The sequence below is a fragment of the Streptomyces sp. Je 1-79 genome (assembly GCF_025195125.1).
Taxonomy (GTDB): Bacteria; Actinomycetota; Actinomycetes; order Streptomycetales; family Streptomycetaceae; genus Streptomyces.
The window spans coordinates 381,400-404,456 of the sequence record NZ_JAMGSL010000005.1 but is presented as its reverse complement, the minus strand read 5'-3'; the positions used below and the strand labels follow the sequence as shown (position 1 = coordinate 404,456).

At 70.6% G+C, this 23,057-nt stretch carries 28 protein-coding genes; 12 read left to right on the top strand and 16 right to left on the bottom strand.

Features of this window, described 5'->3' with window-relative positions:
* The first annotated feature begins 67 nt into the window (after positions 1-67).
* The gene (locus M5362_RS12390; protein ID WP_260227510.1) at positions 68-2,170 is read left to right on the top strand and encodes a SpoIIE family protein phosphatase; all 2,103 of its coding nucleotides are present in this window, start codon (positions 68-70) and stop codon (positions 2,168-2,170) included.
* A gap of 190 nt (positions 2,171-2,360) precedes the next feature.
* On the opposite strand, the gene M5362_RS12385 is transcribed toward M5362_RS12390, so the two are convergent.
* The 11 genes from M5362_RS12385 to M5362_RS12335 form a co-directional block, all read right to left on the bottom strand.
* Complete coding sequence (locus M5362_RS12385) at positions 2,361-2,795, bottom strand: hypothetical protein (RefSeq protein ID WP_260227509.1); 435 nt, start codon at positions 2,793-2,795, stop codon at positions 2,361-2,363.
* 56 nt (positions 2,796-2,851) lie between these two features.
* Positions 2,852-3,184 (bottom strand): gas vesicle protein K, encoded by a 333-nt coding sequence (locus M5362_RS12380; RefSeq protein WP_374214450.1) that lies wholly within the window; start codon positions 3,182-3,184, stop codon positions 2,852-2,854.
* Complete coding sequence (locus tag M5362_RS12375; RefSeq protein WP_260227507.1) at positions 3,181-3,438, bottom strand: gas vesicle protein; 258 nt, start codon at positions 3,436-3,438, stop codon at positions 3,181-3,183. Before M5362_RS12375 ends, M5362_RS12380 begins: the two co-directional genes overlap by 4 nt.
* Positions 3,435-4,367 (bottom strand): GvpL/GvpF family gas vesicle protein, encoded by a 933-nt coding sequence (locus M5362_RS12370; protein ID WP_260227506.1) that lies wholly within the window; start codon positions 4,365-4,367, stop codon positions 3,435-3,437. The genes M5362_RS12375 and M5362_RS12370 overlap by 4 nt, the downstream gene beginning before the upstream one ends.
* A complete protein-coding gene (locus tag M5362_RS12365; protein ID WP_374214449.1) occupies positions 4,364-4,852 on the bottom strand; it encodes a gas vesicle protein in 489 nt (162 codons plus the stop codon). The genes M5362_RS12370 and M5362_RS12365 overlap by 4 nt, the downstream gene beginning before the upstream one ends.
* A gap of 39 nt (positions 4,853-4,891) precedes the next feature.
* Positions 4,892-6,076, bottom strand: coding sequence for an SRPBCC family protein (locus M5362_RS12360; protein WP_260227505.1), 1,185 nt, complete (start codon positions 6,074-6,076; stop codon positions 4,892-4,894).
* Complete coding sequence (locus tag M5362_RS12355; RefSeq protein ID WP_260227504.1) at positions 6,069-6,740, bottom strand: hypothetical protein; 672 nt, start codon at positions 6,738-6,740, stop codon at positions 6,069-6,071. The genes M5362_RS12360 and M5362_RS12355 overlap by 8 nt, the downstream gene beginning before the upstream one ends.
* 40 nt (positions 6,741-6,780) lie before the next feature.
* On the bottom strand, positions 6,781-7,038 hold the full coding sequence (locus M5362_RS12350; protein ID WP_260227503.1) for a gas vesicle protein GvpG: 258 nt from the start codon (positions 7,036-7,038) through the stop codon (positions 6,781-6,783).
* A 153-nt stretch (positions 7,039-7,191) separates the two neighbouring features.
* Positions 7,192-7,905, bottom strand: a complete 714-nt coding sequence (locus tag M5362_RS12345) for a GvpL/GvpF family gas vesicle protein (protein ID WP_260227502.1) — start codon at positions 7,903-7,905, stop codon at positions 7,192-7,194.
* Positions 7,906-7,908: 3 nt separating this feature from the next.
* Entirely contained in the window at positions 7,909-8,358 is a 450-nt protein-coding gene (locus tag M5362_RS12340; RefSeq protein ID WP_260227501.1) for a gas vesicle structural protein GvpA, read from the bottom strand.
* 88 nt (positions 8,359-8,446) lie between these two features.
* Positions 8,447-8,782, bottom strand: coding sequence for a gas vesicle protein (locus tag M5362_RS12335; protein WP_260227500.1), 336 nt, complete (start codon positions 8,780-8,782; stop codon positions 8,447-8,449).
* 559 nt (positions 8,783-9,341) lie between these two features.
* Here M5362_RS12335 and M5362_RS12330 point away from each other — a divergent pair.
* Positions 9,342-10,115 (top strand): YihY/virulence factor BrkB family protein, encoded by a 774-nt coding sequence (locus M5362_RS12330; protein ID WP_260227499.1) that lies wholly within the window; start codon positions 9,342-9,344, stop codon positions 10,113-10,115.
* A gap of 43 nt (positions 10,116-10,158) precedes the next feature.
* Here M5362_RS12330 and M5362_RS12325 read toward each other — a convergent pair whose 3' ends face one another.
* Both M5362_RS12325 and M5362_RS12320 read right to left on the bottom strand, forming a co-directional pair.
* Positions 10,159-10,635 (bottom strand): GNAT family N-acetyltransferase, encoded by a 477-nt coding sequence (locus M5362_RS12325; RefSeq protein ID WP_260227498.1) that lies wholly within the window; start codon positions 10,633-10,635, stop codon positions 10,159-10,161.
* 233 nt (positions 10,636-10,868) lie between these two features.
* On the bottom strand, positions 10,869-11,054 hold the full coding sequence (locus tag M5362_RS12320) for a CsbD family protein (RefSeq protein ID WP_374214448.1): 186 nt from the start codon (positions 11,052-11,054) through the stop codon (positions 10,869-10,871).
* 244 nt (positions 11,055-11,298) lie between these two features.
* Here M5362_RS12320 and M5362_RS12315 point away from each other — a divergent pair, with 244 nt between their 5' ends.
* From M5362_RS12315 to M5362_RS12280, 8 genes are all read left to right on the top strand, one after another.
* The gene (locus M5362_RS12315) at positions 11,299-11,715 is read left to right on the top strand and encodes a CBS domain-containing protein (protein ID WP_260227497.1); all 417 of its coding nucleotides are present in this window, start codon (positions 11,299-11,301) and stop codon (positions 11,713-11,715) included.
* Positions 11,716-12,317: 602 nt separating this feature from the next.
* Positions 12,318-13,559 carry a PP2C family protein-serine/threonine phosphatase gene (locus M5362_RS12310; RefSeq protein WP_260227496.1) on the top strand — a complete coding sequence of 414 codons (1,242 nt, stop codon included), beginning with the start codon at positions 12,318-12,320 and terminating at the stop codon, positions 13,557-13,559.
* A 64-nt stretch (positions 13,560-13,623) separates the two neighbouring features.
* Entirely contained in the window at positions 13,624-14,931 is a 1,308-nt protein-coding gene (locus tag M5362_RS12305) for a cytochrome P450 (protein WP_260227495.1), read from the top strand.
* Positions 14,903-15,226: a plasmid stabilization protein gene (locus M5362_RS12300; protein WP_260227494.1), complete on the top strand. Its 324-nt coding sequence runs from the start codon at positions 14,903-14,905 to the stop codon at positions 15,224-15,226. The genes M5362_RS12305 and M5362_RS12300 overlap by 29 nt, the downstream gene beginning before the upstream one ends.
* A 72-nt stretch (positions 15,227-15,298) precedes the next feature.
* Positions 15,299-15,493 (top strand): hypothetical protein, encoded by a 195-nt coding sequence (locus M5362_RS12295; RefSeq protein WP_260227493.1) that lies wholly within the window; start codon positions 15,299-15,301, stop codon positions 15,491-15,493.
* Positions 15,494-15,629: 136 nt separating this feature from the next.
* Positions 15,630-16,079, top strand: a complete 450-nt coding sequence (locus M5362_RS12290; protein ID WP_260227492.1) for an SRPBCC family protein — start codon at positions 15,630-15,632, stop codon at positions 16,077-16,079.
* 205 nt (positions 16,080-16,284) lie between these two features.
* Positions 16,285-17,130 (top strand): class II glutamine amidotransferase, encoded by an 846-nt coding sequence (locus tag M5362_RS12285; protein ID WP_260227491.1) that lies wholly within the window; start codon positions 16,285-16,287, stop codon positions 17,128-17,130.
* A gap of 188 nt (positions 17,131-17,318) precedes the next feature.
* Positions 17,319-17,882: a hypothetical protein gene (locus tag M5362_RS12280; RefSeq protein WP_260227490.1), complete on the top strand. Its 564-nt coding sequence runs from the start codon at positions 17,319-17,321 to the stop codon at positions 17,880-17,882.
* A gap of 47 nt (positions 17,883-17,929) precedes the next feature.
* On the opposite strand, the gene M5362_RS12275 is transcribed toward M5362_RS12280, so the two are convergent.
* From M5362_RS12275 to M5362_RS12265, 3 genes are all read right to left on the bottom strand, one after another.
* Entirely contained in the window at positions 17,930-18,358 is a 429-nt protein-coding gene (locus tag M5362_RS12275) for an SRPBCC family protein (RefSeq protein WP_260227489.1), read from the bottom strand.
* A 112-nt stretch (positions 18,359-18,470) separates the two neighbouring features.
* The gene (locus M5362_RS12270) at positions 18,471-20,432 is read right to left on the bottom strand and encodes an acyl-CoA dehydrogenase family protein (protein WP_260227488.1); all 1,962 of its coding nucleotides are present in this window, start codon (positions 20,430-20,432) and stop codon (positions 18,471-18,473) included.
* A 98-nt stretch (positions 20,433-20,530) separates the two neighbouring features.
* Positions 20,531-21,631: a glutamate--cysteine ligase gene (locus M5362_RS12265; RefSeq protein WP_260227487.1), complete on the bottom strand. Its 1,101-nt coding sequence runs from the start codon at positions 21,629-21,631 to the stop codon at positions 20,531-20,533.
* Between the two features lie 194 nt (positions 21,632-21,825).
* Between M5362_RS12265 and M5362_RS12260 the strand changes: the two genes are divergently transcribed.
* Positions 21,826-22,200, top strand: a complete 375-nt coding sequence (locus M5362_RS12260) for a VOC family protein (protein ID WP_260227486.1) — start codon at positions 21,826-21,828, stop codon at positions 22,198-22,200.
* A gap of 121 nt (positions 22,201-22,321) precedes the next feature.
* Positions 22,322-22,948, top strand: a complete 627-nt coding sequence (locus M5362_RS12255) for a flavodoxin family protein (RefSeq protein ID WP_260227485.1) — start codon at positions 22,322-22,324, stop codon at positions 22,946-22,948.
* The last annotated feature ends 109 nt before the right edge of the window (positions 22,949-23,057 follow it).

The window sequence follows — 23,057 nt, the reverse complement described above, 5'->3', positions numbered from 1 at the left end:
GGCGAGCGTCCGGCGCCGCCGGCGAGCAAGGCGCTCACCCTTCCGTCGTGCCCGGAAAGGGGGCCTGGTGTCCTCACCTCGACCGGGGGGCCGATCGCGGGACGAGCAGGATCCCGGGCCGGTCTGGTCGGAACCCGGGACGCTGCTGGAACACGTGGCCGTTGCTGTTCTCGGCATCGACGAGGAGGGCCGGATCTGCTTCTGGGGGCCCGGTGCGCAGCGGCTCTTCGGGTACGAGGCCGCGGACGTCCTGTCCCGGCCGGCCGCCGTCCTCTTTCCCGCCGCTCCGCTCGACGGGGCCGGTGCGGCGGAGCGGCTCGCGGAGCGCGGACGCACGCTGGGCTACTGGCGGGCGCGCGTGCCGACGCTGCACCAGGACGGCAGGGTCTTCGACTGCGGGTTCCGCGTCTTCCCGGTGACCGGCGGCGAGGGCCGCTCCGTCATCATGGGGCTGGCGAGCGAGAGCGAGGGGCTCGACCGGGTGAAGACCAACCTCGCCTTTCTCGACGCGCTCTTCGCGACGTGCCCGATCGGCCTCGTGATGCTCGACGAGAACCTGCGCTACGTCCACCTCAATCAAGCCCTGGCCGACATGGACGGGATCCCGATCGAGGACCACATCGGGCGGACCATGGAAGAGTTCATGATCACGCCCGACGGAGGCGCGTACCAGCGCATGCTGCGAGCCGTCGCGGACGAGGGCAGGACCGTCGTGAGCACCTTGGTCGTACTCCGTACTCCCGGCCGTCCCGACCGTGACCACGTGCGCTCCGTGAGCTTCTTCCCCCTCAGTCAGGCCGTCGGCACGCGACCGGGAGTGGGCGGCCTCCTCGTCGACGTCACCGACCGTGAGCAGGCCCTCGTGGAGGCGGCCGCCGGGCGGCAGCGACTGGCGCTCCTCGACCGGGCCGCGGCCCGTATCGGCACCACGCTGGACGTGAACGTCACCGCCCGCGAGCTGGTCGACGCGGTCGTTCCCGAGTTCTGCGACGCCTCCGTGGTGGAGGTCGTGGAGTGGATGGACGAACGCGAGGTGTTCGATCCGGAGGCAGTGCTGCTCACCCGCCGGATCGCGGCCGGCACCTGCCTGCCGCCGCCCGCCCCCGAGCTGGTCGGCGGCCTGGAGCGCGTGACCTATCCGCCCGGCTCCAGCATCCACGAGACCCTCAGAACCGGAAGGCCCGTCTGCTTCCCCGTGAACGCCGACTTCATGACCAGGACGGTCATCCACGAGTCCCGCGCCCAGCTCCTGTTCGACAGCGGTCTGACGTCCCTGCTGATCGCTCCGCTCATCGCGCGGGGCACGGTGCAGGGGATCGCCATGTTCGGCCGCTCCGGCGCCCGCCCGGTCTTCACCGAGCAGGACCTCAGCCTGGCGGGTGAGCTCGCCTCGCGCGCGGCACTGTGCCTGGACAACGCGCGGCTCTACAGCCGGGTCCAGGACATCGCGCTCACCCTCCAGCGGGAGCTGCTGCCCACCGCCCTCGCAAGCAGCCCGTCCGTGCGCGTCGCCCACCGCTACCTGCCCGGCAGCCATGTCACGGAGGTCGGCGGCGACTGGTACGACGTCATCGACCTGCCGGGCGGGCGGGTGGCCCTGGTGGTCGGCGACGTGATGGGACACGGGGTGCCCGCAGCGGCGGCGATGGGCCGTCTGCGCATCACCACCAAGGCGCTGGCCCGCCAGAACCTGGAGCCCGACAGTCTCCTCAGGGAGCTCGACGCCTGCGCCCAGGACGCCGGCATCGCGTACGCGACCTGCCTCTACATCCGCTACGACCCGACGACCGGTCTGGCCCGCATCGCGAACGCGGGTCACCTCCCGCCGCTGCGACGCCGGGCGAACGGCACGGTCGAGTCGATCGACGAGGTACTGGGGGTGCCCCTAGGCGTCGGCGACGTGCCCTTCCGTACGACCGAGATCGAGCTCCACGACGGCGACACCCTCGCGCTGTACACCGACGGCCTGGTCGAGTCTCGGGGCGTCGACATCGACGAGGGAATGGCGGCGCTCCGGTCTCAACTCGAAGGCCCGACCGGTACGTTGGAGGAGACGGCGGACGGCATCCTGGCGCGCCTGTTGCCCGGCCCGCCCACCGACGACGCCGTGATCGTCCTCGCCCGGATCAGCCGGCAGAGCCCCGAACCCGCATCGGACGGCCGGGAGTGAAGCCGGAGACTCCGACGTGGTCCCCGCCGTCTCCGCCGGGCCGGTCGGCTCGGCCCAGTGGGGTCTCGTCGGGTCGAGTCGGTCCAGGCGGGTCGAGTGGGATCCGGCCCCGAACGACGCCGATCCGCCCCGGGGGACGGGGCGGATCGGGAGGCGTTCGCCGTGCGACGCGGGAAGGTCCCTCAGGCGGTCAGATCCGCCCGCCCGCGAGGCGGGTCAGAGGGCCTACGGGCGGCTTCGCCGTCGAGCGGCCCATCGCGAAGGCGGTGACCGCGACGCCCGCGACACCCGCCGCCGCTCCGGCCGCGATCACCTTCCGGTGCTTGACGACCTCCCACGCGGCGGTGGCCGCGGAGACCGCCTTCGCCGCGTTCGCCGTCACGACCTCCTGGCCGCTCTGCAGACCGTTCGCCGCCGCGCGGCCGGCGCGCTTGGTGGCCTCGCCCGCGGAGCGCACGCTCTGCGAGGCGGCCTTCTCCGTGTCCTGTGCCGCGGACCGCGCCTCGCCGGCCGCCGCCGTGGCCTTCGACTCGGCGCGTTGCGCCGTGGCCGAGGCGCGCTTGGCCGTCGACTTCCGGGCGTTGGTGGTACCGGAGTTCTTGGTATTTCCGCTTTCAGCAGTCATGACATTCCTCCTTGCCTCTCTTTCACGAGTGAAACGGGGTGCTTCGCCGCAACACGTCACAGACCGATCGAGTCACGGGGAAGCAGCGAGCCCAAGGGCCCCAGATCCAGGTTCAGATCGTCCATCGACAGGCCGTACCTCTCGCACAGCTCTTCCATGCGCTCGTGCAGGATCATCAGCGTCATACCGATGCGTTCCTCCTCGTCCTCGCCGAGGTCGCCCTGGTCGACGCGGTGGACGGCGGTGCGTTCCATCAGCTGACGCAGCAACTCGACGATGGTGAGGACGAGTTTGATCAGGTCGCGTTCCACCGTGTCGGGATCCGTGGCCAGCCGTCGGGTGACGGAGCTGCCCGCCGCGGTGGTGGGGGACATGGTCGATTCCTTCACGGGGTGGGGCTCCTTCGGATCGGGGGCGGGGTCTGCGTCGCCCAGGGAGCCGGCTCGTCCCCGGTGATCGACCGGATGACCGCACGCAGGTTGATGTGGACCAGGTCGACGTCGGCGACGGACAGGACCAGGTCTCCCGTCAGGACCGCTCCCCCGGTCAGGAGGCGGTCCAGCAGGTCGATGAGAGCGACCGGCGGTCCGGGAAGACGCTCGCCCTCTTCGTACGGACCGCCGTCAGGGAAGGGCGTGCTCATCGCGGTTCGGCCCCGTCCCCGCCCTGGTTCCCGTCCCCGCCGGCGCCCTCGGCCCCGGCCTCGGCCGTGCCGGGCGCGGCGAACGAGTAGGGCGCCCAGGGACCGGTCACCTCCACCTCCACCCCCGGAGCGGACCCCACCACAGCTCCGACCTCCGCCCGGAATCGCTCCGCGTCGTCCGCGGGCACGAGGTACGCGTGGTTGGTGAGGTTCACCCCGCGCCGCCCGGACAACTCACCCCGCTGGGGCCGGTGTACGACGGTGGCCCGCGCAAGGGCCTGCGCCACGTTGGTCACGTCGACCGCGACGGCCCCGGCGGCACGGTAGAGGTCCTCGGTGCTGCGCCGCCGCTGCCTGCGCTGCTCCAGGTACGCCCGCCCAGGGCTCGACGCACCGGCCGTGGTGGCGCGCGGGGCGGCGGCCGGGGGAGCCATCGCCTCCGGGTCCGCGTGGACCTTCACCCCCAGTTCGACATGGCCGTCGAGCCACGCCAGCGACTCCGTGAAGCGGCCGCGGTGGTGGGCCAGCATGTCGGCCACCCGGCTCTCGTCCAGGTACACCGTCGCCAGTCGGAGGGGCAGGACGACGGCCTCGGCGAACGCGGCGTCGACCACGGCATGGTGGGCACGGGCGATCGCTTCGAGCCTGGCGAGATCCTCCAGCTGGGCGCGGAGAGCGGCTTCGTCGAAGACCTCGCCCGGCACGGGCGACGTCAGGGCGACGAGTCCGCCGCCCGCGACGAGCCGTACGCCGTGACCGTCCACTCCGCTCATGGTGCGGACGAGGCGGCGGAAGCTCCCGTCGTCCCGGCCGACGCCGTACACGTACGACATCGGCGGCCCGGCGGGCGACTCCGCCGCGCGGTCCGCGGCCTCCGGTCCGGTCCGGACGGTGCCCACCGCCTCGCGTGTCAGGTCTCCTGCACTCATCGCTCCCCCTCCTCTCGTTCCCCGCCGACGCCGCGGCCCGGCTCCGGCCCGTCCCCGACCGGCACGGCCGCGTCCCCGCCCGGCGTGCCTCCGTCCCCGACCGGCACGGCCGCGGAACGCAGACGGGTGAGTTCGGCGCGCAGACGCTCGTTCTCCTCCGCCAGGACTTCCTCGCGGCCGCCGGGTCGGGCGGCGCCGTCGGAGACCGGCCGGGGCGGGCGCGCCCGGGAGGAGAGCGAGGGATCGTGCTCCCACCAGTCGATGCCCATCTCCTTCGCCTTGTCGACCGAGGCGACGAGCAGACGGAGCTTGATGGTCAGGAGTTCGATGTCGAGGAGGTTGATCTGGATGTCGCCGGCGATCACGATGCCCTTGTCCAGAACTCGTTCCAGGATGTCCGCGAGGTTCGCCGACGACCCCTGCCGGTTGATCGGCGGCGTGGCGTGCGGTGAGGCCGGCAGTCGGCCTGCGAAGGAATCGGACACGTGGGCGCCCCTGTTCTGTGTGCGTGCTCCTGCTTTCGGTCAGCTGCCGACGGTGGCGCTACGGCGCCGGGAGCGGCGTGCCGGCCTGGGCGACCGCTCCTCGACGTCGTCGTCCGGATCGGCCTCCTCGGGCGCCTCGACCTCGTCGCCCTCGTCCTCGTAGGCCTCGTCGTCGTAGCCCTCTCCGCCCTGAGGCTCCTCGTCGAACTCCTCGTCGGCCTGTTCGTCCCGCAGCCCCTCGTCCTCGGGCCCCTCGTCCTCGGGCTCCTCCTCGTCGACGTGGGCGTCGTACTCCTCGTCGACGTACTCCTCCTCGGCCTCGGGGGCGTCCTCGTCGGCGTCCGTCTCCGCGAGGTCCTCCGTCTCCCCCTCGGCACGGCTCTCCTCCCGTTCGACCGCCTCCTCGTGGCCGACGACGACCTCGCCGTCCCTGACCTCGCCGCGCCAGCCGTCGGTGGCTTCTCCGCGCATCATCAGGAACTTGCGGTAGAGCTTGAGATCCAGTCGGGCCCGCCGCCCCTGCGCACGCCAGATGTTGCCCGTCTTCTCGAAGAGGCCCTTGGGGAAGTACTCCAGGACGAGCAGTACGCGTGTGAGGTCGTCCGTCAGGCGGTGGAAGGTCACCACTCCCCTGACCGTGCCCTTGGCGCCCTCCGTGGTCCAGGTGATGCGCTCGTCCGGGATCTGCTCGGTGACGTTCGCCTGCCAACTGCGCGTCGACTTGGCGACCTTCACCTTCCAGTTGGTGGTGGTGTCGTCCGCCGTCTCGACACTGACGACCCCCTTGGCGAAGGTGCTGAACTCCTGGAACTGCGTCCACTGGTCGTACGCCTCACGGACGGGCACCCCGACATCGATGTCCTCCACGATCGTCACGCTCTTCGAGCCGCCGCCACCGGACCCGCGACCCGAGCCGAAGAGACCCTTAGCCTTGCCCTTGAGGGCTTCCTTGAAGGCGGAGGTCCCGGCGGTGAGCGCGGCCCGCGCCGGGGACTTCCCCTCGCCCAGAGCCTGGCCACCCTTGGCGAGACTCTTCGCGATGCCGCCCTTCGCCCGTCCCGGTTCCGCCAGCCGGCCCACTCCGTCGCCGAGGCGCTGCCCGAGCCGGGTGACCGCGTCCTCGGCCCGCGCCGTCAGGTAGAGGCGCAGCTCTTCCTTCAGCCGGTCGGTGGCGGGGTTAGCCGCCACTTCGCTCTTGATCCTGCCGAGCGTCGAGTCAGCCATTGTCGTCACTCCTGCTCTTCCGCGTTGCGGACGCCGACGACTTCCTGGGGGCACTCGCGCGCTTGCGCGCCGTCGTCGAGGTCCTGCGCGTGCGATCCGTGCCCCCGCCCGAAGGCCCGCCGCGTGAGGTGGAACGGCTCCCCTCGGAGGCCGACTTCTTCTTCGCGGCGGTCTTCGCCGCGGCCTTCGCGGTGGTCTTCGCCGCTGCCGCGGGCCGCGCCCGCGACTTCCGCCTGCTGCCGGCATCGGTGTCGGCGGCCTTCCCCTCCTCCCCGCCCTCGTCCTTGCCCCTGGTCCCGTCGTCCTCGACGGCGTCCTCGGCCTCGTCATCCACGTCGGCGTCGGTCTCGGCGTCCTCTTCGTCGGTCCCGCCGAGCGCCTGGGTCCGTCGCTGGAGTGTGTCGGCGAGGCCTGTCGCGCGCCGGGTGAGCGCCTGGGTCGCCGCCGACTTCGTGGCCTCCACCAGCTCTCGGCGCACCTGATCGCTCAGGGCGCCCGTCACCGGTGAGGCCGCCAGCAGCTTCCCGATCCGTCGCGGGTCGAGGTCCAGCCTGCGGCCGGCGAGGAACATCCCCACGCCGATGGCCATCTTGGCCTTCTTCGTCCGTCCCAACAGATAGCCTCCGACCAGCGCGGCGGCTGTCGTGGCGTTCTTCGGTATCACCGGTGCACCTCGTTCTGCCTCGATCGGTCACTGAGTAGGGTCATGAACCGTTCCCCGGTCGCCTCCGGTACTCCTCGATCTCGTCGAGGCGGTCCAGAAGCGCGTCCTCGCGCCGGTCGAACTCCTCCGCGTCCACCCGGCCGTTCGCCAGGTCGTCCACGAGCGCGGCCAGCTGTGCCCGCACGGGCTCGGGGTCGTAGTACTCCCGTTCCGCGGCGAGCAGCACCTGGTCGACCACCCAAGCGGTGCCGCGGAGCGGCGCAAGCGGCAGGGTCAGGATCCCTGTGAGGAGCCCCATGGCCCGCCTCCCTTCCGTCCGTCCGTCAGCCTGTTTCATCCGTCCGTCCGTCAGCCTGTTTCATCCGTCCGTCCGGCGCGAGTAGCCGTACGGACCGCACGGGCCCCGCACGGACCCCGCGCGGTCCGCACGGACCCCGTACGGGCCTCTCCCTCACACGAAGCTGTACGGCGGCAGGGGCCCGGTCAGGGTGAAGGTGCTGGCCTCTCCCTGGCGGTCCGCCTCCTGCTGCACCGCGCGCACGAAGGCGTCGGTGGCCTGGGACGGGACGAGGAACGACACGTTGAGGAAGTGGCTCGTGCCGGGTTCGGCGCGGGCGACGCGGGCGACCGTGGGCAGCAGGCCGCGCATGGTCTCCTCCGCCTGCGCGCTGTGGCGCTCGGCCACCTTCGCGGCGACCAGCTCGCCCAGCGCGATGCGTTCGTCCTGGGGTGCGGCGCCCGACCGCGTCCGTTCGTTGAGCTGCCTGATCTCCTCGGACTCCGTCAGGATCTCGCGCAGCAGGTCCTGTTCGTCGCGCGCGGCCTTGAGGTTGTACTCGACGTGTCCGTCGAGTTCGCCCAGGCGGGCGCGGTACGCGTCGCTGTCCCGCTCCAGCGCCTCGGCCACCTTGCCGTCGTCGGCGCCGAGCAGACCGAAGCGCATCGGAAGCGTCGCGCCGTCCGCCATGAGGGCCTCGAGGACGCCTTCGTGGGCCAGTACGTCACGGCGCTTGGCCCGCAGCCCGTCGGGGGCGTCGCTGACGACCGCGGCGATGTCGCCGGTCGTGACCGTCCGCAGCGGTGACGGCGGGTCTCCCACCCCTTGGAGGGTGTTCAGGTGCAGGGGATGGTCTGCGCCGGTGATGGCGTACACGTAGGTCGGCACCTGCTACTCCTCACGTCGCTGGGCGTTGGACGTCCTGCTGGACGTGGACTTGCGCGCGGGTCGCTTCCGGGGCTCTTCCTCGGGCTCCTCGCGCTCCTCGCGCTTGCTCTGCAGGGAGTCCGTGAACGCCTCGACGGCGCCGGTCAGCGCGCCCTTGGACTTGCCCTTGGCGCCGCTCTCGGTCATGTCGCCGACGATGTCGGTGAGCTGCGTCGGCGCCTTGCGGCCGGACTCCAGGTCCAGCCGGTTGCACGCCTCGGCGAAGCGGAGGTAGGTGTCCACGCTGGCGACCACCACGCGGACGTCGATCTTGAGTATCTCGATTCCGACGAGGGAGACGCGGACGAACGCGTCGATCACGAGCCCTCGGTCGAGAATGAGTTCCAGCACGTCGTAAAGGTTTCCCGAGCCGCTTCCGCCGCTCGTTGCACTGCTCTGTTGGACGAGTGTCACGGTGAACTCCTTCCGGGTTTGCGTCTGCCGACGCGTACGCGCTCGGCGCTCCGCTTCGGGGAGGCCGGCGTCGCCGTCGCCGTTGCTGTCAACGGCGGTCGATCTGGCCTCGGGCGTAGCGCCGTGTGCGTTCGTACGCCACGAGACGGCCCTCGGGGTCGAGAGCGACGTGGTACGAGGCCATCACGCTCATCGTGTCCGGAATCTTCTCCAGCTCGACGATCTCCACCTCGGCCGACCACCCGTCGTCGGTGGCCTTCACCGCCGACACGGAGCCGGGTTCGCAGCGCAACAGCTCCGAGAGTTGAGCGGAGGCTCGGCGCATCGCGGTGGAGAGGTCGATTCGCTGTCCGGATGTCTTGGTCTGTTCGTTGTCGGTCGCGTTGTCAGTCTCGTTGTCAGTCTCGTTGTCAGTCGCGTTCATCATCCCGCCTGTTCAGGCCTGGAAGACCGCCTGGAGCCGTGCTCCAAACCGCTGTCTGTGGCTGACGTTCGCGTGCCCGTGACTTCCGAACGTATGCGTGACTCGGACGCTCGACCCCCAACCGCTGTCCGTCGGAGGGCGTCTGACGCCACCTCGAACCGCGGGTGTCACCGGCTTCGGTGGCGACGTGATGAGCTCCGGCGGCGTGCGGGTTTCAGGGGTACGACGGCCGGCCGAAGCCGCGACGGCTGGGATGCCCGGTGCCGTGAGCGTGACGTTTCCGAGCTGCGACGGCCCCCGGGGGCCGAGGTCGAGATGCGGTGCCGCTCGGCCTTCCCGGGCGCGGCCGGGTGATCGGCTCCGAGGTCACGATCCGGCTCGTGGTGGTCCCCGCCGCGGGGTGGTCCTACCGTGGAGGTACCAGCAGTCGTCTGGAGCGCGCCATGCCTGCCGACCCGAGCGCCGCCCGTGCACCAGGGCCTTCGGCCTCCCGTGCACCGGCAGGATGATGCCTTCCCCTACCGCGGGGCCCCGGTCGCTGTTCGGGCGGATACGCAGCATGATCCGCCGGCTGCGAGCCGGGCACCGATGGGGGCCCGTAAGCGATTTCGACCTGTGGCAGCGCTCGCTGGGATTCGCGGCACTCGGCTTTCTCACCCTGGTACCGCTCCTGATCGTCGTCTCCGCGGCAGGGGCGGGCAGCGGGGAGGGGTTCGCGCAGTGGCTCGGTGACGGCCTGGGCGTGTCGGAGGCCGCCAGAGGCGAGATCGAGCGGTTGTTCGCCCTGCCGCGCCAGGTACGGCGTGCCACGACGGCGTTCGGCCTCGCCCTGCTCGCCGTGTTCGGTCTCTCCTTCGGCACGGTGGTACAGAGCGGCTACGAGAAGGTCTGGGACCTCTCCCCGGCCCGGTGGCGGGCACGGTGGCGCCACGTGCTGTGGCTCGCCGTCCTGATCGGGCTCCTGTATCTGATCGCCGTCCCCTCCCTCTGGCGCGACAACCCGGCCCGCGGTCCCATCAGCCTGCTGTGCGGCACTCTGTTCGTGTGGTGGTCACAGCGCCTGCTGCTCGGCGGGAGGGTCGGGTGGACGGCTCTGCTGCCCGGCGCGCTGGCGACCGTGCTGGGCCTGCTCGGGCTCAGGGTCTTCTCCCGGCTCGTCTTCTCCCCGCTGATCGCGTCCAGCGCGGTCAGCTACGGCCCGTTCGGAGCGTTCCTGGTCATCCAGACGTGGCTCGTCGCCGTGGGCGTCGTCGTGTTCGGCGGTGCGCTGTGCGGCCGGATGATCAACGACGAACTGCCACGCATGACGCGCGCGCTGAAACGGCGACGGTGAAGTACGGTGTGCGCCGACTCGGCACCTGCTGCGAGCTCGCCCCTCAGGGTCCGGTTCCCTCGCCGTCGCGGAGGCGCGTACGGGGGCAGAGATGGAAGAGTTCGGGATCTCCCTCGTCGAGGCCGTGGAGCAGTCCGACCGGGCGCCAGCCGGCGTGTTGCAGCAGTGCCTGCATGGGGTGGTTCGAGACGTTGGTCGAGGTGAACAGCTTCGCGGTGGTGCATGCGGCCTCGACGGCTGTGAGGAGATGTGCTCCCACACCCCGTCGGCGGGCATGAGGGGCGACCATCAGCATCGTGACGAAGCCCTGCTCGAAGAAGCTGTACTCCAGCACGATGTAGCCCAGGGGCCCGGATGCGTCCTGGGCCACGAGCACCGCGCCGTGCTCACACCAACGCCGGAGGCTGTCGCGTCGCGCCTGGTCACCGCCTGCCGCGACGGAGTCGATCTCGGCCAGCGCGGACCAGTCCGACGCATCGGCACGGTTCACTCGGACACCACTGAGGGTCTCGACATGCATGGACCTCATCGTGACAGCGGCCGGGGGCGGACGCTCGCCGTTTTTCCCGCGCGGCAGGGCGCCTCCGAGCAGCCCGGCGGAGTGGGTCGCGGGTGCGGCATCCGGAGCGGTTCGCCCGGTACCACCGCCAGCCCCACAGGGAGAAGCAGGCGCGGCCGCGGCGGGCAGAGCCCGCGGCCGGACGGGCCCTGCACCGACCGGGCAGCAGAAGGCGCCGCCCGCCCCCGAGGCGCTCAGGAGCGGTCGCGCTTGAGCGAGTCCCTGATGCCCTCCGCGCGCTCGCGAACGTTCTTCGCCGTCTCACGCACCTTGCTCTTCACCTGGTCGGTCCTGCCCTCGGACTCGAGACGCTCGTTGCCGCTGATCTTTCCGGCGACCTCTTTGAGCTTGCCCTTCGCCTTGTCCATGGCGCTGTTCACGTCAGAGTCCCTCCTTGCCTCCTTGATGGATCGGCTCCACGTCCACGCTAGATCCGAGGGGGCCGAGGTGCCTGCCGACGCATGGACGTCCGTCGTCGCGACACACCACGGCGGCCGGCGCGGCAGATGTACGAAAGCCGGGCGTTCTGGCGCATGGCCGGAGGGAAAGCGGCAAGCCGGACATCGAACGTGCTGAACATGTGCGCCGGCACGAGAGCCGGCACAGAGCGAGCAGGAGGACGCCGTGACAACTGCCCGGGAGATCATGACTGCCGATGCCACCTGCATCGGCGCCGACGAGACCGTACTGGAGGCAGCGAAGAAGCTGGCTGAGCTGAATGTGGGCGCCCTTCCCATCTGCGGCCTGGACGAGAGGCTCAAGGGGATGCTCACCGACCGCGACATCGTGGTGAAGGTCCTCGCCCAGGGCAAGGACCCCGGCCAGGTCAAGGCCGGCGAACTCGCTCAGGGCGAGGCGGTGACCATCGGGGCCGACGACGGCGTGGAGGAGATCCTGCGCACGATGAGCGAGCACCAGGTTCGCCGGCTGCCTGTCATCGACGGCCACGTCCTCGTGGGCATCGTCGCCCAGGCCGACGTCGCACGCGCCCTGCCCGACCCGCAGGTCGGCGACCTCCTCGAAGCCCTCTCCTCGGGCTGAGCGCTCGTGGCTCCCGTCGAAGAACCCAGGACGAAGAGACGTTCCGGCCCGCGAAATGGTTAAGCAAGCGCCAGATGGGCCACATAGACACAGAAGGTCGGATTTGTCGCGGAAGCCGCCAGGTCGACGGGGAAAATCACCTGATCGGCGGGAGGTCTCCGCGGCGCGTCCGACGGAGCTGAGGAGCAGGAGGTCAATCTGATGGGATTCCCGGAAGCGACTCCCCCGCTGGTGCGCGGGCTCGTGAAGCGGGCACGCGGGCTGGTGAAGGAGTCCGACGGCAAGGCGCTGCAGAATGCGGAGCTGCGAGCCGAAGGCCGTCGTCTCCAGGAAGAAGGCTGGGCCGAGAGCAGGGCCGCCCGGGAGCACCGAGGACAGGGGCGACGCGCGCGATAGCCGTACAGAGGCCCGTCGAGGCCGGGGCGGGACCGGCTTCTCTCCACGATCCGGGGCCGAGGGGCGCGCGCGAGCTACGCTGGGACGTTTTGGGCATAGTGTTGTTTTTAACCGCATCAGCGCTTCTCGTTTTCGTCTGCCGTGCAGAGGCTCGGCCCAGCTCCATCGGGTGACGGGCGGAGGCGGGCTCACCCGGGAGCCGCCCTATGCCCGCTCTGGATTCCGCCCCCATGCTGCGTGCCCTGTTGCGCGCCTCGCATCGGGCCACCTTCGAGCAGTTGCCCGAGCTGCTGACTCTGCACGCCGGACGTGCGGGGCTGCACAATGCCCGTCTCTTCGTGGCCGACCTGCAGGAGGACGTCCTGCGAGAGGTCACGGGCGTAGGACCGGACGCGGGTCGGGCGGGCCAGGAGCTGGCGATCGACTCGACGCTCTGCGGGCGGGTCTTCCGCACCGCGGAGGCCCTGTCCACGACCACGGCAGGGACGGACGACTTCTGGCTGCCCGTACTGAACGGGACCGAGCGTCTGGGCGTTCTGCGCCTGACGCCCTCGATGCCCGTGAACACGGTCGAACAGGACGGGATGAACGACCTGGCCACCCTGCTCGGTCTGATCCTGGTGACCAAGAGACCCATCAGTGATTCCTACGCCCGCCTGACCCGCACGCGGCGCATGGCCGTCTCCGCCGAGATGCAGTGGACGCTCATGCCCGCCCGCACCTTCGTCAACGACAGGGTCACGATTGCGGCGCAGATGGAACCCGCGTACGAGACGGCCGGTGACGCGTACGACTACGCGATCGCCGGAGACATCGTCCACCTGGCCGTCTTCGACGCCATGGGCCATGACACCGCGGCCGGCCTGACCGCCAACCTCGCCCTCGCCGTCTGCCGCAACCTCCGGCGTCACGGGGCGGGCTTCGCCGAGATGTGCGACGCCGTGGAAGCACTGCTCCTGGCCCATTTCGACCACGAGCGCTACGTGACGGGAATCCTCGCGACCCTCGACCTCGACACCGGCACGCTGCGGTGGGTCAACTGCGGCCACCCGCCGCCGGTCTTCATCCGCGCGAACCGGCGCGTCCACCGCCCGGACGATCCCGCCCACCACCCCCTGGGCACAGATCTCGGGCTTCCGCTGGTCGTCTCCCACACCCAGCTGCAACCCGGCGACCGGGTCCTCTTCTACACGGACGGCATCACCGAGCCGCGGGACGCCGACGGCCGCCAGTTCGGCGTCGACCGGTTCACCGACTTCGTCATCCGCCACCAGGCCGCCGGCCTGCCCGTCCCCGAAACGCTCCGCCGCCTCGTCCATGCCGTCCTCGAACACAACGACGGCACTCTCGACGACGACGCCACCGTGCTCCTCTGCGAATGGCACGGCAGCGCCGAACGAACCGGCGAACTCGCCCGCACCGCCGCCCCGAACGTCTACCCCTCCTGAGCACGCCGCCCCGCCGCAGGGCGAGAAGGTTTATGTGTCCGGATTGCCCGGGTAGGCGCGCCGCATGTCCGGTTCGCTCGGCGACAGCACTCTGTCCCTGCTGGCTCATGGCTACGCATGGGCCCCGGACCTGCGCCGGGCCCATGACGAAGCCCCACTGGTCCGCACCCGGCTGATGGGCCGGCCGACGGTGCTCCTGCACGGGACCGAGGCTGTCGCCTTCTTCTACGACGAGGACCACACCCAGCGCCAGGACGCCCTGCCCTCGGCGGTGCTCGACACCCTGGTCGGGCGGGGGGCCGTCCACACCCTGGACGGGACGGCGCACCGGACACGCAAGGGGATGCTCGTGTCCCTGCTCATGTCGGCGGAGCGCATCGGCGCTCTGACCGCAGCGGTCGAGAGCGGCTGGCGCGATGCCGTGACCTCGTGGGAGGGCCGCCAGGTGGTCCTCTTCGACGAGGCGGCCAAGGTGCTCGCGCGGGCGGTCTGCGCATGGGTGGGCCTGCCCGTCCCGGACGACGCGGCCGCGGAAGTCGCCGAGGACTGTGTGGCGATGGTCGACGGCTTCGCGACCGTAGGCCCCCGGCATCTGCGCGCACGGCGTGCGCGGCATCGCCAGGAACAGGCCCTCGCGCGGGCGGTGACCGACATCCGTGGACGCGGACCGCGCCCGGACGGTCCCTCCGCCCCGTCCCGGCACGCCGGGCAGGCGGGTTCACCGCTGGAGACCGTCGCCCTGCACCACGAGCACGACGGCACCCTCCTCGATCCTCACACCGCGGCCGTCGAAGTTCTGAACATCATCCGCCCGACGGTCGCCATCGCCTGGTACGCCGTCTTCGCCGCCCATGCGCTCCACCGCCACCCCGACCAGCGCGAACAGCTCCTCGACAAGGGTCCTGGCGAAGCGCGGGCATTCGCCCACGAGGTGCGCCGGTTCTACCCGTTCGTGCCCTTCGTCGGAGCCCTGGCCGCCCGCGACCTCAGCTTCGCGGGGACCGACGTGCCGGCCGGGACCCTGCTCCTCCTCGACGTGTACGGGCACCATCACGACCCGGCCCTGTGGCGGCGGCCGTACCACTTCTCCCCCGATCGCTTCCACGGCGGCCGCGCACCGGGCCGCGGCAGCCTCATACCCCAGGGCGGCGGCGACGCGCGCACCGGCCATCGCTGTCCCGGCGAGGACATCACCGTCACCCTGCTGGCCGCCCTCTCCCCCACCCTGGCGGCCCTGGACTTCGCCGTACCGCCACAGGACCTCTCCATCCCGCTGAGCCGGATCCCGACCCGGCCCCGCAGCGGATTCGTCATCGAGACCGCACACCAGTCAAGGAGTCACCATGCCTCGCGGTTCCAGCCCCAAGCGTGAGCGTCAGTACGAGCACATCAAGGAGAGCGCCGAGGAGCGCGGCGAAAGCACCAAGAGGGCCAAGGAGATCGCCGCGCGCACCGTCAACAAGGAGCGCGCCCGCTCCGGAGAGTCGAAGACCGCGAGCCGTTCGTCGACCCAGGACATGTCGTCCTCCAAGCGGGGTGGGCAGCGGTCCCACAGCGGCTCGCAGGGCCCCACCAAGGAGCAGCTGTACAACGAGGCGAAGCAGCGCAACATCGAGGGCCGGTCGAAGATGGACAAGGCGGAGCTCAAGCGCGCCCTCGGTCACTGAACCCCTCGGCCGGTCCGGCCGATCGGACGCCGACGAGTCGCGGGCCTGCGGCCTCCGATGTAGACCTGGCTCATGAGCGACGAGCGGACGGCGTGGCATCCGGGTGAGACCGTGCCGGGCAGCGGGATCTACGCATGCGACTGCGGCGGGGAACACCATTGGAGCACCGACGTGAAGGGGCACCGCTTCCCGCCTCTGCCGGCCGGTTGTCCGGGCGAGTTCTGGACGCTCAGGACACAGGCCCACCCGGAGACCTACCTCGGCTGATCCCGCCGGTCCTGGAGTGCTCGGACGGGTGGTTCCCGGCTGTGAGGCTCGGCAGCGCGTGCTTTGGGGGGAGGGATGGACCCGACAGACGCCGACCGCCGTCGGCGGACCGGATCGTGGTGGAAGGATCGTTCTGATGTCGCAGGTGAAGGAATCGATTGAGGTCGACGTTCCGGTGACGACGGCCTACAACCAGTGGACGCAGTTCGAGTCGTTCCCCCAGTTCATGGACGGCGTCGAGCGCATCGAGCAACGCTCCGACACGCTCACCCACTGGGTGACGAAGATCGGCGGGGTGAAGCGCGAGTTCGACGCGGAGATCACCGCGCAGATCCCGGACGAGAAGGTGGCCTGGGTGACCGTGGAGGGCGAGGCCGAGCAGTCGGGACTCGTGACCTTCCGGCCGATCGATCCTGCGCACACCGAGGTGACGCTGATGATGGACTTCGACCCCGAGGGGATGGCTGAGAGCATCGGCGACAAACTCGGCTTCGTCGACCGGCAGATCAAGGACGACCTGAAGCGGTTCAAGCAGTTCATCGAGGACCGCGGCGCGGAGACCGGATCCTGGCGCGGCAGTATCTGACGAGGGAGCCGGGCGGCCGGAAGGGCCACGCAGCGCCCTCCACGGTCGCCCGGCTGTGGGCCCGCGTGGCGCCGTCCGGGGGTGGAGCCGAGAATGAGAATCGGACGAGTTCACATACGAAGCCGCCCGCAGAGCGGCGGGAGACACGGCGCTCCCCGCCGGGGGCGTTGACCCCGCAGTGCTGTAGGGACCCAGGTGATCACGCATGTGCCGATGGCTCGCGTATTCGGGAACGCCTGTGCTGCTGGATACGATCCTGTACAAACCGGCCCATTCACTGATCGACCAGAGCCGGAACGCCAAGCTCGGTGTGGAGACGACGAACGGCGACGGGTTCGGCGTCGGCTGGTACACCGACGAGAGCAGCACCCCGGCGCTTCTCAGAGACGTGGGGCCCGCCTGGAACAACCGCAATCTCCGGGAGTTGGCGGATCACGTGCGCTCCCCGCTGTTCTTCGCCCATATCCGGGCGTCGACCGGGACGGCGGTTCAGCAGTCCAACTGTCACCCGTTCCGGCGGGGCCGCTGGATGTTCATGCACAACGGAGCCATCGCCGGATTCCACCTGATGCGCCGTGACCTCTCTCTGCTCATCGACCCCGCGCTCTTCGCCGACCTCGAAGGAACGACCGACTCCGAGGTGATGTTCTATCTGACCCTCACCTTCGGCCTGGACCGGGATCCGCCCGGCGCCGTGGCCCGGATGGCGGGGGCCGTGGAGCGCGTCGGACGCGACCACGGGGTGGATCTTCCGCTCCAGATGACCCTTGCGATCACCGACGGCGCATGCCTCTGGGCCTTCCGCTACTCCAGCGAACACGCCTCTCGCTCGTTGTTCTACAGCAGCCGCGTGGACGACCTGCGCAGGCTGCACCCCGACGTCGCGTTCCTGCGGGACATCTCCCAGGAGTCGCGCCTCATCGTGTCCGAACCCCTCGACGACCTGCCCGGCGCCTGGAACGAAGTACCGGAGAGCAGCTACCGGGTCGTTCAGCCCGGCGTCGACGAGCTGTACCCCTTCGCCCCGGTCCCTGCGGGCAGCCCTTCCTGACGAAGCCGCACCGAACTCGGGGGCCGTCGTGTCAGGGGCGGCTGCCCGTGCGGGAGGTGCGAGAGTCGCGTCAGACGTACGGTCGGCCGAGCCGCGCCCGGCGGGCCCGTCCGCTTCGACGCCACGACCCGAACGGGAGCCAGCCGATGCGCTTCTACGCTCAGACACCAGCACGTCGGAACCGTCAGGTGCTCGTGGATCTGATCGCCGTACTCCTGATCGCCATGGTGGTGTGGGGCGCCCTCGCCGTCCGCGAAACGATCATGCTTCTGGCCGAGCCGGGGCGGAAGGTCGAGAGCTCGGGCGACAGCCTGGCCACGGAACTCGGAAACGCCGGCGACGCGGCATCGAACGTGCCGTTCGTCGGCGGCCTCCTGAGGAAGCCGCTCCAGTCAGCGGCCGACGCCAGTACCGGGTTCGCCGACGCCGGGGAGTCGCTGCAGCAGACCGTGAGCCACGTGGCCACCTTGACCACGACGGTGCTGATCGTCGTTCCGGTGGCCTTCGTACTGCTGCTGTGGCTCCCCCCGCGCCTGCGCTGGATGCGGCGCAGTGCGGCCGTCCGACGCCTCGTCGACGCGCCCGGAGGCGCCGATCTGCTCGCCCTGCGCGCCCTCACCGGCCCGCCCGGCGACCTGACCGCGCTCCCCGTCCCTCCGGGCGGACTCGCCGACGCCTGGCGCCGGGGGGACCAGCACGTCATCGCCGACCTCAGCGAGGTCGCGCTCAGGCGGATCGGCCTGCGGCCCTGACGGACGGATGCCCTCTCCGCGCGGTCCGGCGCCCTGTTCTCGCCGTGTCAGTGGTGCGTGAACTCGTGTTCGGCCATCCTCTGGAACTCGCCCAGGTCGTAGTTGGCCAGGGTCGCGTCGAGGTTCGTCAGCGCACCCACATGCTCGACGAACCCCTTGGGTTCGTACTCGACCTGGAGCGTCACACGGCTCTCCGTCGCATGGAGCCGGTGGAAGGTGACGACGCCCGCGTGGTGGACTCCCCCGGTCGTCCGCCAGGCGATGCGTTCCTCCGGAATCACCTCGGTCAGCTCGGCCACGAAACTCTTGTCGGCGCCCGGCAGGGACACCTGCCAGGCGAACGTCGTCGCGTCGATGCGATCGACATGCTTGACGTGGCTGAGGAACGAGGGCCAACGCTCGACATCCGCCCAGAGGGACCAGCTCACCGCGACCGGTGCCTTGATGTCGACCGCTTCGAGCAGTGAGGACGCCATCGTGTCTTCTCCTCCGACGTGAGGGATTCGGTTCCCGTCCCCGTACCCGCAGGACGGTGTTTCACCCGACCGGTCCGAAGCCGGCGGCCGGGGCTTGCCGAGGGAGAAGGGATCAGCCCACCAGATCCGGCGCACGCAGCATCTCGGGCGGGATGCCCCACGCGTCGACGAGGTCGACGGCGAGGGGCCGGACCTTGCGGCAGAGGTCGTTCACCTCGCGGCTGATCGCCTTGGAGCGCTGGACGGTCAGCCGGCCGTGCTCCATGAACCAGGCCCGGTCCGCCTCGATCGTCGACAACGCGAACAGGTCGCACAGCAAGGCCAGCGCGGCCTTCTCGTCGCCCTCGGGCAGCGCGCGTACCTTGTCGACGAAGGCCTCCGTCACCAGCCGCTCGACGTGGGCGCGGGCGAGCGCGATGACGTGGTCCTGCACCTGTGAGAAGACGGCGCCGGGATCGCGCTTCTGGTCGATCCCGCGCTTGATCCGGCGGGCTACGCCGGCGAGCATGTGCTCCTCCCGGAAGCGGACCATGGCGAGCTGGTACTCCGAGTCGCGCAGCCCGGCTTCGCGGTCCCACTCGTCGCCGCCCGGCAGCAGGTCGCGCACCCGCTCCAGCAGCTTGTGGGCGGAGGTCCGCTCGATGAGCGTCTCGACGGCGAGGCCGGTGACGTAGCGGACCATGCCGAGCTGGTCGAGGTCCTCGAACTCGCTCGCGTGATCGGTGAGCAGCCCCTTGGCCACGAGCTGCAGAAGGACGTGGTTGTCGCCCTCGAAGGTGGTGAAGACGTCGCTGTCGCTCTTGAGCGCGGCGAACCGGTTGACGGCGAGATAGCCGGCGCCGCCGCACGCCTCGCGGCACTCCTGGACCACCCGGGTGGCGTGCCAGGTGCCGAGCGCCTTGAGGCCCGCGGCCCGTGACTCGAGCCGGCGCCGCGCCTGCGCGTCGCCCTCGATTCCGGAGAAGACCTCGTGCAGCTGCGCACGCACGACGTCCTGCGCGAAGTGCAAGGCGTACGTCCGCGCGATCAGCGGGAGCAAGCGGCGCTGATGCAGGCCGTAGTCGAGGAGCACCTGCTCCTCGGTGCCCGAGGTCGCCTCGAACTGCCGCCGCCGTACGGCGTACTTCGTGGCGACGGCCAGGGCGACCTTGGAGACGTTGACCCCGGCACCGCCGGCACAGACCCGGCCCTGCACGAGCGTGCCGAGCATGGTGAAGAAGCGCCGGTGGGGGTTCTCGATCGAGCTCTCGTAGACGCCTTCCGGAGTGACGTCGGCGAACCGGTTGAGCAGCGCCTCGCGCGGCACCCTGACGCCGTCGAACCAGATGCGGCCGTTGTCCACGCCGTTGAGACCCATCTTGCGGCCGTCGTCCTCGATGCGGACCCCGGGCGCCACCTCGCCGCCGACGCGGATGGGCACGACGAGGGCGTGCACGCCCTCGGACCGCCCGTCCACCTCCAGCTGGGCGAAGACGACCGCCAGTTCGGCGTGGCGGGCCGCGTTGCCGATGTAGTCCTTGCGCGCCTGCTCGCCGTGGGTGGTGACGACGAACTCCTGGCTCGCGGCGTCGTACCTCGCGACGGTGCCGAGCGCCTGGACGTTGGAGCCGTGCCCGGTCTCGGTCATCGCGAAGCATCCCATCAGCTCCCCGGTGATCAGGCCGGGCAGATGGGCGTCGTGGTGGCGTTCGGTGCCCAGATGCAGGATCGCGCCGCCGAAGAGACCGAACTGCACACCGACCTTCACCAGGACCGACAGGTCACCGAAGGCCAGCGTCTCGAACGCGGCGATCGAGGCTCCGACGTCGCCGCCCCCGCCGTACGCGGCCGGGAAGCCCATGCCCGTCTGCCCTGTCGCGGCCATCTCGACCACGACCTCCCGCACCCGCTCGCGGAACGCGTCGATGCCGAGCTCCTCGGCGTCCTCAAGGACGGAGGCGTACGTCGCCAGGTTGGTCCGGACGAGGTCGCGGATCTCGGCGTACTCGCCGTCGAGCACCGCGGCCAGTGCGGGTACGTCGATGACGGGCTGCACGTAGCCGGTCGCCGTGGTGGATGCGTTGTCGGGGGCCATGCCGCTCCGCTACCCCACGGCGGAAGGATCAACCGGGGCCGACCGGCTGACCGGCACGCGGACCGCGGGCCTGGCCACAGGCTCCGGCTCCGGCTCGTTCAGGACGCCGCGGTCAGGACGGCCAGCTCGTCCACCACGGAGGCGAGTCCTCCCAGCCGCTTGAAGGCATCGCGCTGTCGCGTGGCCCCGATGCCCCGCCGACGCAACCGCCGCCACCGCTCCTCGACCATCTCGGTGTCACCGTGCGCGTCCAGCCCGGGCGCGGCCCGCTCGATCAGCTCGTGCACGAGATCCACGGCAGGCCGCTCACGACCGTCACCGGGATCCAATCCGATGCCCGAGATGCCGTGGGCCGCCGCCAGTTCATGGGCCAGGAGCAGCCGCGACAGCGGTACGCGGGGCGGGCCCGGCCCGGCCGCCATCTCATCCAGAAGCGTCGCCCCCAGGGCACGGGTCAACGCGGCGAGCAGGATCACGGTGTCGAGGTCGGCGTTGACGTCGGCTATGCGGATCTCCAGCGTCGGTACGTGCTCCGACGGCCGGGCGTACCAGTACAGCATGCGACGGTCCAGGACGGTTCCCCGGTTCACCAGGCCTGCGACGTGCCGCAGGTACTGCCCTTCGTCGAGGACCGGCGGCGGGCCCACGGTGGGCCAGGCCTCGTACTCGACGAAGCGCCAGCTGTTGAATCCCGTATCGCGCCGGTAAGCGTAGGGGGAGTTCGCGGTGACCGCCTGCAGCACCGGCAGCCACGGCCGGATGTGGGCGGCGAGAGTCAACGCGGTGGGGCGGTCGAGCGGGCCGATGTGCACATGGCAGCCGCAGACGGGGTTGCCCCTGGCCGTGACGAGACCCGGGAAGCGCCGGGCCATCTCCTGGTAACGCTCGGTGCCGGTCACTCTCAGGGGGCCCTCGGAGGGCAGCACCGGAGTGCCCGAGGCCACGGGCAGGCATGCGTGCGCGTGCGCCGCTCGCGCCATACAGGCACGGAGCCGAGCCAGCTCGTCCCTCAGTTCGCGGCAGGCGGCGGTCGGGCGGGACGCGATCTCGATCTGTGACTCGAAGAGTTCCGTCTGCACCTGATCGCCCCACGCTTCGGCGGCGTCGCGTATCACCATCGGCGCACGGCTGACCGGGCGGCGGGTGAGGCGGTCCACCAGGAGAAACTCCTCCTCTACACCCAGAGTGAGGTTCTGCATCTCGGCCCCTCCTGTTGCCAGGCACGTGCCCTGTGTACGGCGCGCCATGCATGCCCGGGCCGGCGTGCCACGCATGCCCGGGCGCTCCGGCGGAGACGATCGGGCAGCGGATGCCGGACGGTCCGCAGCATGCCCCCGGCGGATCGGGGTACCCCTCGTGCGGAGAACGACAAGTGAGGAATGAGGTGCCGGGAGTGATTCGGAAACTGCAGGCGGTCGCCTTGGACTGTGCCGACCCTGTACGTCTCGCCGAGTTCTACGCGGAGCTGCTCGGCGGCCGTGTGGTCGCCGAACCGGGGGATCCCGACTGGGTCGAAGTCCACGGGTTCGAGGGAACGCCCTTGGCATGTCAGCGCGTGGAGGGCTACCGTCCGCCCGCATGGCCGGGCCAGGAGAACCCGCAGCAGCTCCACCTCGACTTCGACGTGGATGACCTCGAGGCGGACGAGAAGCGAGCGCTCGCCCTCGGCGCGACCGTGCTGGAACGGACGGACCAGCTTCGACCGGAGGCCAACTGGCGGGTCTACGCGGACCCCGCCGGGCACCCGTTCTGCCTCTGCCTTCACTGAGCGCACGCGAGCGTGCCCTGTCGAGGTCGGCATCCCATGCACAGATGGTCGAGGGTCGGCATCCGGTGCACGGAGGAGAGAAACGCGGGATTCGTCCGCGATGTGCGGGTAGCCGGAGACCATGAATCCCATCGATACCAGTCCCCTCCGCGCCGTCGCGCTCGTCTGCACGCTCTCTCCCTCCCCCGCGCCCTCCAGCTCCGAGCTGCTGGCCGAACAGACCCTTGCCGCGCTCAACGACCACGGGGTCACCGGGACCGTGATCCGGATCGCCGACCACGAGGTGAAGCCGGGTGTGCAGACGGACATGGGCGGCGGTGACGCGTGGCCGGGCATCCGGTCGGCGATCCTGGACGCCGACATCCTGGTCCTGTCCACGCCCATCTGGCTCGGGCACCCCTCCAGCGTCGCGCAGCTGGTCCTCGAACGGCTGAACGCCGAGCAGGGAGAGAGCGACGACGAGGGCCGCATGCTCACGTACGGCAAGGCCGCGGCCGTCTGTGTCGTCGGCAACGAGGACGGCGCCCACAAGGTCAGCGCCGACCTCTTCCAGGGCCTCAACGACGTCGGTTACTCCCTCGCCCCCAACGCCGTCACGTACTGGGTCGGCGAGGCCATGCAGGGCACCGACTACCAGGACCTCGACAAGACCCCCGAGAAGACGGCGGCCACGACGGCCACCCTCGCCGCCAACACCGCGCATCTCGCGCGGCTGCTGAAGGGTGCGGCCTACCCGCCGTCCTCCTGACGACCGCCGCTGCTCCTGTCCAGGCCGCCGGGCCGGCACAGGCCCGGCGGCCTTCGGACGTCGGCACGCGGTCTCCCGTCCCGGCCGCGAAGGGCGGGCGTCGTCGGAA